This window comes from Corynebacterium nasorum (assembly GCF_022345765.1).
Lineage (GTDB): Bacteria > Actinomycetota > Actinomycetes > Mycobacteriales > Mycobacteriaceae > Corynebacterium > Corynebacterium kefirresidentii.
Map to the genome: position 1 here is coordinate 19,413 of NZ_JAKRDR010000001.1, position 13,853 is coordinate 33,265.

The window sequence follows — 13,853 nt, forward strand, 5'->3', positions numbered from 1 at the left end:
TAGAGCCCTCCCTTCCGTGGGAGGGCTTTGTTGTGCATTAGGGGGTAAAACCCGCTATAGTTGATGCGATTTTTAAATTCCTCTTAGTCTAAGGGTCCTTACGTGTCTAAACGAGTACTTCCCGTAGCTGCAATCGTGGCAGCTCTTGCTGTGTCGTCGGTTTCTGGGATTTCGCAGGTAGTTGCGCAGGAAGCGGCGCCGCAACAGGAAAACGCCACGGAAGATATGGACGCGTTGGTGGAGCGCGTTGGCGAGGTTGCGCGCAAGGTTTCCGCCAAGAATGAAGAAGTAAAAGAGCTAGAAATCAAGCTCGAGGAAAAACAGGCGGAAGTCTCTGATTCTGAGAGCGCAGCCGCTGAGGCGCAAACTCGGGCGGATGAGGCGAAGGGTGACGTGACCGCGCAGCAGAGCCGCGTCGATGACCTCGCTCAGTCGCGCTACCGCGGCGATTCTCGCTCCGCTGTATCGGGAGCGCTGGCTGCAGAAAATCCTTCCGATGCAGTTGAGCGCATGGGTTACCTCGGCGCGCTTTCCCGCCAGGCGCAGCGCACCCTTGATGCAAAGGCGAGCGCCGCTTCGACGGCGGAGGGAGAAAAGCACAAGGCTACTGAAGCCGCTACTAAGGTACGCGAGGAAAAGAAGGCGCTAGAAGAGCAGCGCGAGAAGCTCCTCAAGGAAAAGGAGGAGCTGGAAAAGCAGCAAGAGGACATCGAGAAGCAGGTAGACGCCCTCGATGAGCAACAGCGTCAAGCCTGGGAAGGTCAGTTCGGCGGTACCGATAAGCCTGATATGGATTTGGGCGAGGTTGCTGATGGTGCCGCTTCCGCTGCTCTGTCGAAGCTGGGTGCACCTTATGGCTGGGGCGCTGCAGGCCCAGATCAATTTGATTGCTCTGGGTTGATGTTCTGGGCGTATCAGCAGATTGGCAAGTCGATTCCACGTACGTCGCAGGCTCAGATTGCTGGCGGCACCTCGGTACCGCTAGAGGACCTGCAGCCGGGCGATATTGTGGGTTATTACCCTGGTGTCACTCACGTGGGTATGTACATCGGTAATGGGCAGGTGGTCCATGCCTCTACCTATGGCGTGCCTGTTCAGGTGGTGCCGTTGAAGTCCATGCCGATTACCGGAACGGCGCGGTACTAAGTGGCCCGCGTTCTGCTGGTAACCAATGATTTCCCGCCCAAGATCGGCGGGATTCAGTCTTACCTCCGGGATTTTTTAGCAACCTTAGATCCGCGCGGCGTCGTGGTATTTGCCTCGACTCAGGAATCGCCGGCGGAATTCGATGCCGCGGTGGACTACAAGGTTATCCGTTGGCCTCGCCGAGTGATGCTGCCGACGCCGGCCACGGTGCGCCGCATGCAGGAGATTATCCGCGCCGAGGGCATTGACATCGTGTGGTTCGGTGCAGCTGCGCCCCTTGCCTTGATGGGCAAGGCCGCTAAAGAGGCAGGAGCCACCCGTGTGGTTGCTACAACCCATGGACACGAGGTGGGGTGGTCGATGCTGCCCGTCGCCAGGCAGTGCCTGCGCCGCATTGGTGATCACGCCGACGTCATTACTTATATCTCTGAATACACCCTGCGTCGGTTGCGCCGAGCATTTGGGCCGAATCCGCGGTGGGAGCATTTGCCTTCCGGCGTGAGTGTAGAAGGACTTTTCCCGGCCACACCGGAGCAACGTGCAGCTGCAAAGGCTGAGTTCGGTGTCAGCGGACCGACTATCGTGTGCATATCGCGGTTCGTACCCCGCAAAGGCCAGGATCAGCTCCTACGCGCCATGCCCTTAGTACGTGAAGAATTCCCCGATACGCAGCTACTTCTTATCGGGCGCGGGCGCTATCGCCGGGCCTTAGAGGAACTGGCGGATATCTACTGCCCGGATGCAGTGATTCAAGAAGCAGAGAGCATTGAGACTGCCTTACACGCGGCGGATATCTTTGCCATGCCGGCGCGCACTCGCGGCGGCGGTCTGGATGTTGAGGGCCTAGGCATTGTCTACTTGGAGGCCCAAGCGTGCGGCCTGCCGGTTATTGCCGGAAACTCCGGCGGAGCACCGGAGACAGTGACGGAGGATACCGGAGTCGTTGTCAACGGCTCATCGGTGCAGGAACTGGCAGAGGCAGTAAAGTCTCTTTTGGCGAATCCGCAGCGTAGGCTCAGCATGGGGCAGGCGGGGCGTCGCCATGTAGAAGCTCAGTGGACCTGGCGGATTATGGGCCAGCGATTGCGTCGTCTGATGTCCTGATGTGACCCTAACCAGGTTGTCGGTATATTCTGTTATGCATGCTTAAGAATAACTCCGCCGATCTCACTATCGGCTTTGACGTCGGTGGCACCAACGTGCGCGGTGGAGTGATCACGCGGGAGGGGGAAATTCTCGCGAGCCGTACGGTTCCCACTTCTATGGACGCCGAGCAGCTGGAAACGGACATTGTGGGTATCGTCGAGGAGCTGCGCGCTGAATATGCGGTGGATGCGGTTGGCCTCGCATTGGCGGGATTCCTGGATCCTTCGTGCCAAGTAGTGCGCTTTGCCCCGCATCTTCCGTGGCGGCAAGCCCACGTGCAGGAATCGCTTTCGCGCAAGCTAGACATGCACGTGCGCTTGGAGCACGATGCAAATTCTGCTGCGTGGGGAGAATGGCGCTTTGGTGCTGGTCGTGGCGCGGAAGATTGGGTCTTTTTTGCAGTGGGAACCGGAATCGGTGCCACGCTGATGACGCATGACACCATTTACCGCGGTGCGTTCGGCACCGCACCAGAGTTTGGGCATATCGTGGTGTCTCCTAATGGGCGGCAGTGCTCGTGTGGCAAGCGTGGCTGTTTGGAACGTTATGCCTCCGGGACTGCCTTGCCGGATACCTGCGCCGATCTGCGTGAACATTATGAGACTTCGTTGCCGGCGGAGCCTACAGGTAAAGAAATTACCCAGGCAGCGCGTAGGGGAGACCCGCTTGCTGTAGCGGTGATGGAAGACTTCAGCCGGTGGCTAGGCCAAGGCCTGTCCATTGTGGCCGATGTCCTCGATCCAGAGCTCATCGTGCTTGGCGGCGGCGTATCTCAAGACGCGGACTTGTACCTCGAAGGGGCTACCAAAGCCATGGGGCAAGATATTGTCGGGGCAGGGCATCGCCCCCTCGCACGTGTTGCCACCGCGGAATTGGGGCCTGCAGCGGGTATGATTGGCGTAGCCGATTTGGCCCGCAGCGGCCGTTAGAACGAACAAAGGACGACCTGGCGATGAAAAACAAGTGGTACTGGGCTTTTAAGTACATATTCTTCGGACCTGTCCTGCGCGTATGGAATCGCCCGTGGACCGAGGGAATTGAAAACATCCCAGCGGAAGGGCCCGCGATTTTGGTCTCGAATCACCAAGCTGTGATGGATTCTTTCTTCTTTCCTTTGGTATGCCCTCGCCAGATTACCTTTCCAGCTAAGTCGGAATATTTCACCACCCCTGGGTTCGTCGGTAGCTTGCAGAAGTGGTTTTTTACTTCGGTAGGCCAAGTCCCCATCGAGCGCGATAGTGAAGACGCTGGCGATGCCATTGTGCAAACCGCAGAAAGCATCTTGTCCCGCGGGGATCTTTTCGGTATTTACCCGGAAGGCACCCGTTCTCCGGATGGTCGCGTTTATAAGGGCCGCACCGGCATGGCGCGCATTGCGATGGAGACTAACCAACCGGTTTTCCCCATTGCGATGATCAACACGCGCAAAGCTAATCCCATTGGCTCGTGGATTCCTCGCCCCTTCAAGGTCGGCGTGCGGGTGGGCGACGCCATCTGGCCGCATGAGTGGGCCAAAGAGCGCGGTATGAATCCAAAAGAGCATGAGACGATCCGTGTCTTTACTGATTTTGTGATGCGCAATTTGGCCGAGATGAGCGATAAGCCTTATGTTGATGTGTACGCCTCCGATGTGAAGGCTTCACTCAAAGCTGGCCATGGTTACCCCGCCGGCGCAGAATACAAGGGGAGGTAATCACTATTCCCAAGGCCCGCTTAGCCTGGCCAGATACCGCTAAAGGCGTATCCATTATCGGCGTCGTGCTGCTGCACGTCACGCTGGTAGTTCCAGAAGGTGAGCTAACGTGGTTGGCTGCCCTAAACGTATGGCTGGACCCGCTCCGCCTACCCTTGTTCTTTCTCGTATCCGGCTATTTCTCTACCAAGATTTTTCGCTATTCTTTTAGCGAGCTATTTACTCGACGCCTGTGGTTTTTCCTCGTTCCCTATACGGTGTGGATGACCGTTGAACTATGGACCAAGCGCATCGAGTATCACTGGGTTTTCGGTGATCCCTATCTCCAGGTTACTGAGCTACTGTATAACCTGCTTTTGGGGCACACGATGGCTTGGTTTATTCACTCGCTCATTTTGTTCAATATATTTTTGTGGGCCGTGCGCAAGCTGCCAGCGTGGGCGGGCATAGGACTAAGTTTTGCACCGCTGCTTTTTATAGCCTGGCAGGACCACTATTTTTTCATCGGCAAGGCAATTATGTTCTTGCCCATTTTCGTGGGGGCGGCCTATTTGCGTGGACCAATTACGCGGTTTGCCGACGCCGCCGAAGCACCCTTCAAGGGCAACTTCCACACAGGATCGCTATGGGTATATTGTGCGGCCATCATTAGCTACATCACGGGACTGTCCCTCCGCCAAACCTGGAATGCTATCGAAGGTGACGTAGCTGTGCAGTGGCCATTGCCAGGTGGGGACGTCCTCGGCCGGGGCGATTTAGATCTCTTGATTCGCTTTGCAGAGCAAACGCTCGAAACCCCAGCGGGCATCGTCGGTGCGGTCATCATCAGCCATATTCCGGCGCTTTCCACCTTCGTAAGATTTGTCGGCCGGCACACGTTGCCCATTTACTTGGCCCACCCCATCGGCATGACGGTGGGATTCGGGTTCTTCATGGCCCACCGAGACTACGCGGTGAGCCTGGCCGGCGCGTGGCCCATGGAAAATACCTGGTTCTGGATTGGCGCCTGCTTTTTCTACTCGGCAGCGGCCTCGGTGGCACTTTGGGCGCTGGGCAAGGTACCTATCCTTGGGTGGACGCTGGTTCCACCGCGGATTGATAAGCGCCGGCCCGTCGTAGAGCCAATGGTAGCGAACAAAGAACCAGCAGGGCAGTAACGATGGCGTAATCATTGCCCACGATGTGCTGCCACCAGGCCCAGCTTAGCTCTTGGCCATTGGCATGAGGCACGAGCCAGTGCCCGCGAGCCAGAAGCGCCAGCCACGTTAGTGCGGCAAACCCCCAGTGGCGACGGGCCACCAGAAGCACTCCCGCCAAAACGAGCCAGGTAAAGTGGTGCGACCACGACACCGGCGAGCACAGCAGCGAAACTGATGCGGCCAGAAGCATGAGCACCGCTTGGTTCTCCTGAGAGAGACGCTCCATGGTAAACCAGACGAGGGCAATGACGAGGAGAACAGCTACGAGCCATAGCTTTTCGGCGTGTTCTGGGGCTAGGCGGCTGAAGAATCCGCGCAGAGATTGGTTGGAGCTATAGGCAAGGCCGCCAATGCGGTTGGAATCGCGCAACGTATCGCTCCAGTACTGGATGGAACTATGCGGATTGCAAGCAAAGGCAAGGAGACCCGCGGCTAGGAAGGCGCCTAGCGCGCTGAAAAATGCGCGCCATTCCCTGCGGACAAAGAACACGGCGAGGAATACTGCGGGGGTGAGCTTGATAGCCATTGCAATACCGGTCAGCACGCCGCGGCCACGGCCGGGGCTAAGCCAGAGGATATCCACCACCACTAGTGCGGTCAGCAAGATATTGACCTGCCCGAAGCTAAAGGTCTCCGTGATCGGCTCAGTAAGCATTGCGGCCAAAAGCGCCCAACCTGCCCAGCCAGGGCAGCGCAAAGCACGCAGAACGAGGGCTACGCAGCCCCAAAGCGCAGCAAAGGAAGCGATAGATATGAAGATGCTTGCGGCGGTGAGGGGAATCCAGCTCAATGGGACAAAAAGCAGCGCCGCAAACGGCGGGTAGGTAAAGGGGAGAGAGACATCGCGATTGCTGCCGACTAGGTAATCTTTGGCATATAAATCGCTGCCAAAGCCGGCACCGCCTTCGCGGTAAACGTCGAGGTCAATGTGGTAGTAGGTGGAGAAATGGCCGGAGAAAAGCTCCGGAATATCAATCAGCCACCAAAGGGCCACGAGGGCAGATAGGCACAAGGGAAATGCAGTAAACCACACAGACTTCTTCACGCCAGAAGTGTACAACTGTCTCTTTAAGGGGCCAATTTACCGCCCCGGATAAGGCGACGCTAGGCTTGGGAGACGTGCGCTACTTCTATGACACCGAATTTATCGAAGATGGACAGACCATTGAATTGGTCTCCATCGGCATCGTCGGTGAGAATGGCAGCGAGTACTACGCTGTGTCTACGGATTTTGATCCGGCAAAGGCCAATTCTTGGGTAAAAGACAATGTATTAGCCAAGTTGCCCAGCCCCCGGGATCCAGTGTGGAAACCTTTGGAGACCATCCGCACGGAGGTCTTTGAATTCCTGACCCAAAGTTCCACTCCGATAGAGCTGTGGGCGTGGGTGGGAGCCTACGATCACGTGGTATTGGCGCAGTTGTGGGGAGATATGGCCGGGCTGCCTAGGCGGATGCCGCGCTATACCCGCGAGCTCAAGCAGTACTGGGAGTTTGCAGGACGACCAAGCTTGCCCGCCGTGCCAAAGGGCAATCATGATGCGCTTGTCGACGCCCGCCATAACCTTGCCAAGTTCCGTGCCTGCGCCCAGGTGCTTCCGCTCTCTAAGGGCAATAGAATCAATATCTAGAATTTAACTAACGCGCTATAGGTCCTTAATGGTTAAATAGCAGTGTGAGTTGGACAGTAGATATTCCGCAAGGCGTTCTCCCGGACCTTCCACCATTGCCTGAGGGCATCGAGGAAGTCTTCCAAGACGTCATCAAGCGTGATGCAAAGCAGCAGCCAAGCTGGGATCCCTCCCAGGCCAATAACGTGCGCAAAATTCTCGAATCCGTGCCTCCTATCGTGGTTGCGCCCGAGATTGAAGCGCTCAAGAAGAAGCTGGCAGACGTTGCCCTAGGCAAGGCTTTTTTGCTGCAAGGCGGCGACTGTGCAGAAACGTTTGAGTCAAATACCGAGCCGCATATCCGCGGCAATGTGAAAACGCTGCTGCAGATGGCCGTGGTGTTGACCTATGGTGCCTCGGTTCCCGTGGTGAAACTGGGCCGCATCGCCGGCCAGTACGCCAAGCCGCGTTCCTCTGATACGGATTCTAACGGTCTGTTGAACTACCGCGGTGACATTGTCAATGGCGTGGAGCCAAGCGAGGAGGCGCGCCGTCACGACCCCGCCCGCATGATCCGCGCCTACGCAAACTCTTCGGCGGCAATGAACCTGGTACGTTCGCTAACCTCGTCTGGAACTGCGGATCTCTACCGCCTGCATGAGTGGAACCGTGAGTTCGTGCGTAAATCTCGCGCTGGTGCCCGCTACCAGGACCTAGCCCGTGAGATCGAAAACGGCCTGAACTTTATGAATGCCTGCGGCGTGCACGATGACACCTTGCGCTCTGCCGATATCTACTGCTCGCACGAAGCATTGCTGAAGGACTACGAGCGCTCCATGCTGCGCTTGGGCTTGGATAATAACGGCGATACCAAGCTCTACGATCTTTCTGCGCACCAAGTATGGATTGGTGAGCGCACTCGAGGTATCGAAGATTTCCACGTGAATTTTGCGGCGATGATTGGCAACCCAGTGGGCATCAAGCTGGGGCCAGGGGTAACCCCAGAGCAGGCCGTGGAGTACGCAGAAAGGCTCGACCCGAACCGTGAACCTGGTCGCCTGACCATGATTTCGCGCATGGGCCACGATAAGGTCCGCAGCGTTCTACCTGCCATCGTGAAGGCAGTGGAAGACTCAGGCCACAAGGTGGTTTGGCAGTCTGATCCGATGCACGGCAATACCTTTACCGCATCCAATGGTTATAAGACTCGCCACTTTGACAAGATTGTGGACGAGGTCCAAGGCTTCTTTGAGGTCCACCGTGAACTGGGCACCCATCCGGGTGGCGTGCACCTCGAGTTCACCGGTGAAGACGTCACCGAGTGCCTAGGCGGTGCCGAGGACATCACCGACGTGGACCTGCCGGGCCGCTATGAGTCTGCCGTAGATCCGCGCTTGAATACACAGCAATCGCTAGAGCTGTCCTTCCTCATTGCGGAGATGCTGCGTAACTAAATCCACAGGTTCGGCGTCATGCCATAAAGCGAAGAACCGAACCACCACCCGCCGATCGCCACCGCGCCAACAGCAATCGCTACCACTAGTAGGAAAAGAACTAGTGAAAGCGGATTGCGGTTGGTCAACGGACGCTCGGCGGGTTCTTCTTGTGCGCTGTGGACCGGTTGCTCAGGGACAGACGCCGGCACCGGTGGTGGCGCAGATGCAGCTGCCGGGGCAAACGGCTCGAGGGGGGACTCGGCCGTGGAATATGGCTGCGGTTGTGGCTGCGGCCCTGGAGCGGCCCCCGCCTGAGGCATATCCAGTTTTGTTTCAAAACTAAGGCGCTGCGGCGGGATGACTTCTGTCGGGCCACCGTCAAGATGTTCCGTTTCGTCCTGCGAGATGCTGCGAGTGGGCTCAAAGATCTCGGTGGCTCCTGTGCCAGAAAAATCCGTAGGAGCCTGTGCCGTGCGCGCTGCCGCAGCGTTCCTTGGCACGGGGATGGTCACGTCTGGGAGATCGAGCTCTCGGCCGACGTCATCGAGTGCCTCGAGAAACTCGCCGGCGTCGGAGAAGCGCTCACGGGGATCACGGGCGGTGGCGGTGGCCACGAGGGCGTCGACAAGCTTGGGCACACCAGAGATACGCGACGACGGCGCGGGGACGTCGGAACTTAAGCGGGCCGTGGCATGCGCCATGGGAGTATCGCCAGAAAAGGGAACGGTGCCGGTAAGCAGCTCGAAGAGGACAATACCGGCTGAATATACATCCGAGGCCGGGGTAATTTCCTCACCTGTGACTTGCTCTGGCGCAAGGTAGGACACGGTGCCCACAATCATGTTTGTCGTGGCTTCGGCATTGGTGGCGCGCACCAGCCCAAAATCGCCCACCTTTACTCGGTGGTGGGAGGTAATAAGCACATTATCGGGTTTGATGTCGCGGTGGATGAGCCCGGTGGAATGCACCTCCTCTAGGCCGCGGAGAACATTGCGCAGGGTAGAGGTGGCTGCCTGCACCGGGAAGGGGCCGCCTTCGGCCAGAAGCTCGCGCAGCGTACCGCCATCGATGAGCTCCATGATGAGGTAGATGGGCTCACCATCGGCCGAAAAATCGTGAATAGCCACGAGGTTGGGATGCTGCAAACGAGCCATGGCGCGGGCCTCGCGCGAAAAGCGCTTGATAAAGACTGGGTCATCGGAATAGCGCTCGTCCATGACCTTGGCCGCTACCGCTCGCCCAAGCCGCATGTCCACGCAACGATAGACGGTAGACATGCCACCGCGGGCAATGGGGCGATCGATGCGGTAACGGTTTTCCAGCACGTCACCAATTTCCAACCTAGTCATGCTTCCCAGTATGGCTGATCCTCTAGCCCGCGTTAAAGTAGAGAACGTGACTAATGCAGAAAAATCCCTAGATACCTTGCTCGCTAACGAAGAACTGCTCAGCATGCAGCAAGTAGCAGAAAAGCTAGACTTGCCCATTACGCGCGCCTATGACCTGCTGCAGGACCGAAAGTTCATCGCCTGGGATTCCCCAGAAGGAAAGCGGGTGCCGCTGGCCTTCTTCAATGATAAAGGTGTCATTGCCAAGCATGTGACCGCGGCGATTACCGTATTGACCGACGGCGGCTATAAGGACACCGAAATCTTCAAGCACCTCTTTACTGAGGATGATTCACTGCCGGGCCGCCCCATCGATGCCTTGCATGGTCACCTCGCCCGCGAGGTTATCCGGCGTGCTCAGGCTGCCGCTTTTTAGGCACGCCTTCAAATATCCACTGAATGGCAAACCATGCCACCACGATCATCCCGATGACCCAGAACCAGTTGTAGAGCTGGTGATTGCCATCGCCGGAGAAGGAGACGCCGATAAACAGGGCCACGCCGGAGGCGAATTTAATAAGCCATAATGGCGGCCGGAACGTGCCCATCAGGGTAAAGATGGAGGCGTAATACCACGGCAAGGTCACGGCATTGAAGACAAAGGCGACCTGGTAGGCGGCTGCGGTGCCCATGACAGCGTCACGGTCGTCCTTGCGGCATAGCCACCACACCGCCACCAGTCCGATGAGCATGCAGACCATTGCGATGCTGCGCAAGACAGCCAGGATGGCGTTATAGGAAGCATCCGGCATAAAGATTTGCACGGCGGGGAAGATTACATCAGTGGCTAGGGTTGGCCCCGCAAGCGGGTTGATCACCTTGGAATTGCCGCTTACCTGAGACAACCAGCCCCAAGACGTTCCCGAAATCCATGTGATGAGGGCTACCGCAGCGATGATTTCTACCAGCGCAGTTAGGCCAGAAAGCACAAAGACGAATAGCGACCGCCACTTGCTAGAGCCTTTGGGCGCGTAGTAGTGAAGCATCATCCATACAATGAAAGGTGCCGCAACGACGGCAGTGGCCTTCATCGCCACTGCCGTGCCTACGAGGAGGAGGGCGGCGTGGAAATGCCTGTTCAAAGCTGCTAGCAGCCCGATAGATACGAGACCCACCATGAGAGATTCATTGTGCATGCCGCCGATGAGGTGCAAGATAATGACTGGGTTTGCCACGCCGAGCCACAAAGCTACCGCCGGATCAGCGCCGAGTTTCGAAGCGATGCGGGGGATAGACCAAGCGATGGTGATAAAACCTAATAGGGAAAGAACCTTATACGCGGCGACACCTGCGGTGACGTTGTCACCCACCAAGCCGGTGACCAATTCACCTATCCATAAATGAAGGGGGCCATAGGGCGTGGTGGTATTGCGCCAGTCCTGGGAAACCTCAAGAAGGAAGGGGCCTGGATTGACAGCAGCACCTTCGGTATAAGGATCGAAGCCGTCGCGGACCATTGCGCCCTGCATGAGATAGGAATACACATCGCGCGAAGCCAGGGGACCGGCAAATACAAGGGGAGTGACCCAGGCAAAGAGGATGCGCTGGATATCGCGTAAGCCGCCCTTGGGGCGAGGGTTAGTAAGCTGCGGGCGAATAATGGTGCGCCCAGCGAGTACCCAAGCCGCAGCTAAGAGGAAAATGCCCACCCAGTACAGCGCAAGACCGAGATTGCGCCCGTGACCATAAGACAAGAAGCCAATATTTAGCGCCTCAAGGAGCCCGCCGCGGTTCCGGGTAGCGCCGCCGGAGAATGAGGCAAACAGCAAAATACAGGATGCCGATAATCCCAGTGGTAGCGCGCGCGGAATGGGAAAGGAGTACGTCTTTGACACGGCAAAAACCTACTTGTGGCGAGCCGTGGCCTTGATTGCCAACTGCTCTAGGGTTTCGGTTACCGCGGGATCTACTCGTGCGGCGCGCAGGTGCTGCAAACCGGATTGCGTCAGTGATGCGATGCGGCGCTCAATCTCTTCCGGTGCGCCCGAATCAGCGATAATCTGCGCTAAGCGCGATAGCTCCTGGGGATCTGAGGTGTGACCGATGAGCTTGCGTAGGGTGGCCGCAGCCTGCGGGTCGGATTCATCCGCGCGACGAAGCGCTAGCGCCAAAAGCTCGGTGCGTTTTCCTTCGCGCAGATCATCACCGGCAGGTTTGCCGGTTACGGCGGGATCGCCAAAGACACCCAATTGATCGTCGCGCAACTGGTAGGCAATGCCGATATCTTGCCCGTAGCCGCGGAAGGCTGCGATAAGTTCTTCGCTAGCACCGGCAATCGAGGCGCCCAAGTGCAATGGGCGTTCAATGGTATAGGCGGCCGTTTTATAGCGGTTGACGGAATTGGCAAGCTCTACGGATTCGGAACCGGCCGCCTCCAAAGAGATATCTAAAAGTTGTCCGCCAATGACTTCAGTTCGCATGCCGCGCCACGGGCTGCGAGCTCGGTGTAAAGCTGCCGCACTAAGACCGGAGTCCTGGAACATGTCCTCCGCATACACCAGCGCTAGATCGCCGACCAAGATTGCTACGGACGTGCCAAAAAATTCTGGGTCCCCCAAGTATCCCGACTCGCGGTGCAGCTTTTCGACGCCTCGGTGCACCGTAGGATTGCCGCGCCGGGTATTTGAAGCATCGATAATGTCATCATGGATGAGCGCACATGCCTGGATAAATTCCAGGGAAGCGGCCGCACGGAGCATGGCCTCCGGGTCTTCTTCTCCGCGACCAGCAGCGAGGTATCCTGCCCAGGCATAGGTGGGGCGCACCCGCTTGCCGCCGTCAAGCACGAAGGATTCCAAAAAGCTCACGGCCTTAGTTACAGGGGCACCAATTGCGGCCACCTGCTCTCGGCGTTGATCAAGAAAGGCAGCGAGTTCTTCGCGTACCGCACCGGGAATGTCCGCCAGCTCAGGAATATTTTGCATAGTCACATCCCACACGATACCGCCTAGAGCACTTAAGAAATAACAGAGGTTTACAGCGGCAGCCTAGCGCCCAAGATGGCAAAAGGGCGGGCATCGGCGGGGTAGAGGTGATTGCGGAGGACATCGAAAAAACCGGCGGACCTATAGAGGCGGAAGGCACCGTTGTCCTCGTTTGGTACTTCAGGCGTGGACAATAGGGCATAACGCGCCGGGGCATTCCATAACAATCCCTCTAAGAGCTTTTTACCCAGGCCGTGTCCCTGGTATTGCGGCAATACGTGGATCTCCGCCAATTCGTAGTAGTTGCGTACGATGTCCCACTGCTCTTCAGTGGGACCGCCTTGCAAACGTAGCCCGCGACGAAGCTCAGCGTCCCACCAGCTATCCGGAGAACCTAGAAACCCATAGGACACCCCAACGATGCCGTCGTCCTGGGTGGCTATCTGCGCGCTGAATCCAGGGCGCGTCAAGTCACGTCGCCAGCTGGAGATGCGGCTGTGCACGATGGCGGGGTTGTAGTTCATTGCCTCGATATGGATTTCAACCAATTGAGGGGCCAGTAAGGAAAACTCCGGCGGGGTTAGGCGGCGAATTTCAAAGCTCACAGTATCTATGACACCAGAAGTCTGGCCCAGAGGCGGACAGTGGGGCGAACTCTGTCTTTCGGACGCGGTGTTAAAAAGTCGAACAATCGGCCTTATAGAACCTTGTGCGCAGGGTATACCCTTGTCTAATTCGAACAGGTGCACTATTATTAAGGGTGAAATGTCCGGCGGCTTCCTTAGGGTCAATGGGCAAAACCAACGACGTTATTTATTTAGTTAAGGACAAAGGCAATGGCACAGATTATTTCGGCAACGCGTACCCGTTCTTATGGCCGGGCGGGCGGCAAGCGAGCGCGGTTCCTCTTTCAGGCTCGAGAATTATTGGATGCCGCACGCGGTTATGCGGCTGAAGGGCGGTTCGATCAAGCTTTAGAGGTGGCGTACCAATCGGCCCTTCGCACCGCGGGGGCGCGGGTAGCTGTATCGGCGGTGGCTCGACGTCGCCGCCTCCCCTCTAGCGCATGGGACCGGCTAGCGCTCGTAGGTGTGGAGGAAAAGCGGTGGGCTGAATCTTTTAAGGGCTATTCGCGTACCCGCGCTCGCGTAGCGTCGGGCTTGGATGAAGTCCCGGGCGGGGATTTTGTCTACGGTCTTATGCAGCGTGCTGCACAGTTCTTGGATGAAAGTGAGTTAGAGACTTCTTTTGGCTCTTTTGCTGCGTAGTCACTGCGTGGGGGCGCTCACTACCTTTTAGGGAACATACTGATT

The 13,853-nt window shown here is 57.4% G+C and carries 14 protein-coding genes; 9 read left to right on the forward strand and 5 right to left on the reverse strand.

Annotation, left to right across the window (positions count from 1 at the left end):
- Positions 1-102 precede the first annotated feature (102 nt).
- The 5 genes from MHK04_RS00090 to MHK04_RS00110 all read left to right on the forward strand — a co-directional run bounded on the left by MHK04_RS00090 (position 103) and on the right by MHK04_RS00110 (position 5,142).
- Positions 103-1,146 (forward strand): C40 family peptidase, encoded by a 1,044-nt coding sequence (locus tag MHK04_RS00090; RefSeq protein WP_200288858.1) that lies wholly within the window; start codon positions 103-105, stop codon positions 1,144-1,146.
- On the forward strand, positions 1,147-2,250 hold the full coding sequence (locus MHK04_RS00095; RefSeq protein ID WP_239207517.1) for a glycosyltransferase family 4 protein: 1,104 nt from the start codon (positions 1,147-1,149) through the stop codon (positions 2,248-2,250).
- A 38-nt stretch (positions 2,251-2,288) separates the two neighbouring features.
- Positions 2,289-3,221 (forward strand): ROK family protein, encoded by a 933-nt coding sequence (locus MHK04_RS00100; RefSeq protein ID WP_239207518.1) that lies wholly within the window; start codon positions 2,289-2,291, stop codon positions 3,219-3,221.
- A 23-nt stretch (positions 3,222-3,244) separates the two neighbouring features.
- On the forward strand, positions 3,245-3,985 hold the full coding sequence (locus MHK04_RS00105) for a lysophospholipid acyltransferase family protein (RefSeq protein WP_239207519.1): 741 nt from the start codon (positions 3,245-3,247) through the stop codon (positions 3,983-3,985).
- Positions 3,986-4,050: 65 nt separating this feature from the next.
- Positions 4,051-5,142 carry an acyltransferase family protein gene (locus tag MHK04_RS00110; protein WP_239207520.1) on the forward strand — a complete coding sequence of 364 codons (1,092 nt, stop codon included), beginning with the start codon at positions 4,051-4,053 and terminating at the stop codon, positions 5,140-5,142.
- On the opposite strand, the gene MHK04_RS00115 is transcribed toward MHK04_RS00110, so the two are convergent.
- Positions 5,048-6,229, reverse strand: coding sequence for a glycosyltransferase 87 family protein (locus MHK04_RS00115; protein WP_239207521.1), 1,182 nt, complete (start codon positions 6,227-6,229; stop codon positions 5,048-5,050). The genes MHK04_RS00110 and MHK04_RS00115 overlap by 95 nt on opposite strands.
- Before the next feature lie 74 nt (positions 6,230-6,303).
- Here MHK04_RS00115 and MHK04_RS00120 point away from each other — a divergent pair, with 74 nt between their 5' ends.
- Positions 6,304-6,813 (forward strand): polyadenylate-specific 3'-exoribonuclease AS, encoded by a 510-nt coding sequence (locus MHK04_RS00120; RefSeq protein WP_239204554.1) that lies wholly within the window; start codon positions 6,304-6,306, stop codon positions 6,811-6,813.
- Positions 6,814-6,857: 44 nt separating this feature from the next.
- A complete protein-coding gene (locus MHK04_RS00125; RefSeq protein ID WP_023021186.1) occupies positions 6,858-8,246 on the forward strand; it encodes a class II 3-deoxy-7-phosphoheptulonate synthase in 1,389 nt (462 codons plus the stop codon).
- Here MHK04_RS00125 and MHK04_RS00130 read toward each other — a convergent pair.
- On the reverse strand, positions 8,243-9,577 hold the full coding sequence (locus MHK04_RS00130) for a protein kinase domain-containing protein (RefSeq protein WP_239207522.1): 1,335 nt from the start codon (positions 9,575-9,577) through the stop codon (positions 8,243-8,245). The genes MHK04_RS00125 and MHK04_RS00130 overlap by 4 nt on opposite strands.
- 10 nt (positions 9,578-9,587) lie before the next feature.
- Here MHK04_RS00130 and MHK04_RS00135 point away from each other — a divergent pair, with 10 nt between their 5' ends.
- Complete coding sequence (locus tag MHK04_RS00135) at positions 9,588-9,992, forward strand: Rv2175c family DNA-binding protein (RefSeq protein ID WP_023021188.1); 405 nt, start codon at positions 9,588-9,590, stop codon at positions 9,990-9,992.
- On the opposite strand, the gene MHK04_RS00140 is transcribed toward MHK04_RS00135, so the two are convergent.
- From MHK04_RS00140 to MHK04_RS00150, 3 genes are read right to left on the reverse strand one after another with little or no spacing between them, the layout of a single operon-like run.
- Complete coding sequence (locus MHK04_RS00140) at positions 9,961-11,451, reverse strand: alpha-(1->6)-mannopyranosyltransferase A (protein ID WP_239207523.1); 1,491 nt, start codon at positions 11,449-11,451, stop codon at positions 9,961-9,963. The genes MHK04_RS00135 and MHK04_RS00140 overlap by 32 nt on opposite strands.
- A 9-nt stretch (positions 11,452-11,460) precedes the next feature.
- Positions 11,461-12,540, reverse strand: coding sequence for a polyprenyl synthetase family protein (locus MHK04_RS00145; RefSeq protein WP_034655886.1), 1,080 nt, complete (start codon positions 12,538-12,540; stop codon positions 11,461-11,463).
- Between the two features lie 50 nt (positions 12,541-12,590).
- Complete coding sequence (locus tag MHK04_RS00150) at positions 12,591-13,145, reverse strand: GNAT family N-acetyltransferase (protein ID WP_023021191.1); 555 nt, start codon at positions 13,143-13,145, stop codon at positions 12,591-12,593.
- Between the two features lie 231 nt (positions 13,146-13,376).
- Between MHK04_RS00150 and MHK04_RS00155 the strand changes: the two genes are divergently transcribed.
- Positions 13,377-13,808 carry an SAV_6107 family HEPN domain-containing protein gene (locus MHK04_RS00155; protein ID WP_023021192.1) on the forward strand — a complete coding sequence of 144 codons (432 nt, stop codon included), beginning with the start codon at positions 13,377-13,379 and terminating at the stop codon, positions 13,806-13,808.
- The last annotated feature ends 45 nt before the right edge of the window (positions 13,809-13,853 follow it).

Excerpts from the sequence above, each read along its gene's own strand:
- MHK04_RS00100 (WP_239207518.1), top strand. The coding sequence starts at position 2,289 with ATGCTTAAGAATAACTCCGCCGATCTCACTATCGGCTTTGACGTCGGT.
- MHK04_RS00105 (WP_239207519.1), top strand. The coding sequence starts at position 3,245 with ATGAAAAACAAGTGGTACTGGGCTTTTAAGTACATATTCTTCGGACCT.
- MHK04_RS00130 (WP_239207522.1), bottom strand. The coding sequence starts at position 9,577 with ATGACTAGGTTGGAAATTGGTGACGTGCTGGAAAACCGTTACCGCATC.
- MHK04_RS00135 (WP_023021188.1), top strand. The coding sequence starts at position 9,588 with ATGGCTGATCCTCTAGCCCGCGTTAAAGTAGAGAACGTGACTAATGCA.
- MHK04_RS00145 (WP_034655886.1), bottom strand. The coding sequence starts at position 12,540 with ATGCAAAATATTCCTGAGCTGGCGGACATTCCCGGTGCGGTACGCGAA.
- MHK04_RS00155 (WP_023021192.1), top strand. The coding sequence starts at position 13,377 with ATGGCACAGATTATTTCGGCAACGCGTACCCGTTCTTATGGCCGGGCG.